Annotated in this window: 1 protein-coding gene; it reads left to right on the forward strand. The window is 42.9% G+C overall.

The features are described 5' to 3' along the window. Positions 1–722: XdhC family protein (locus ACS8FD_RS19885; RefSeq protein WP_439277138.1), on the forward strand; the 722-nt coding region annotated here is incomplete at its 5' end. Positions 723–751: the final 29 nt, after the last annotated feature.

Raw genomic sequence — 751 nt, forward strand, 5'->3', positions numbered from 1 at the left:
TCTATACCAAGCATTATCCGCTAGGTGCGAAGCTAGCGCAGTGCTGCGGTGGTAGTGTCACGGTTATGTTTGAATGTTTTAATGTGACGCCACCGATGTCGATATTGGTATTTGGAGCAGGGAATGTGGCGGCAGCATTAATGACGATACTAGCAGAGCTGCCTTGCCAGGTGGATTGGGTAGACAGTCGTCCTGAAATGTTTGAGCGTTATTTATTAGACAATTCTAATTTGCCAAATAAGTCTATTCAAACCGAAGATTTGTCTCAACGATTAAACGCTCAGCCTAATTTAAATCAGCCTAAGCTTTACAAGCTTCCGGCTCATATCCGTCCGCATATTGATGATGATCCTGTTGATTTTATCCGCCCGTTTATTGAGCCATTTAGCCACCAAAGCGCTCAGCGTTTTATTTTGGTTATGACTCATGATCATAGTCTGGATTTTGAGTTAGTACGTGCCGCATTGGATGCTGGTTCAGACGCAAACAGTTTGGCAACTAATCCTAATAATAGTTCAGAAGTATCACTGCCTTATATTGGTTGTATTGGCTCGGTAACTAAAGCTGAGCGTTTTAAAGGTCGTCTGCTGCAGCGTGGTTATGATAAGCCGATAGTCGATAAACTAACCATGCCAATTGGATTACCGATTGGCGGCAAAGAGCCTATGGCCGTTGCTGTATCTATTGCCGCACAGATTTTGCAGCATTATCATCAAAAATAAGTCATAAGCTATAGATCATCGATACTGAC

Source organism: Psychrobacter sp. 1U2 (genome assembly GCF_051847575.1).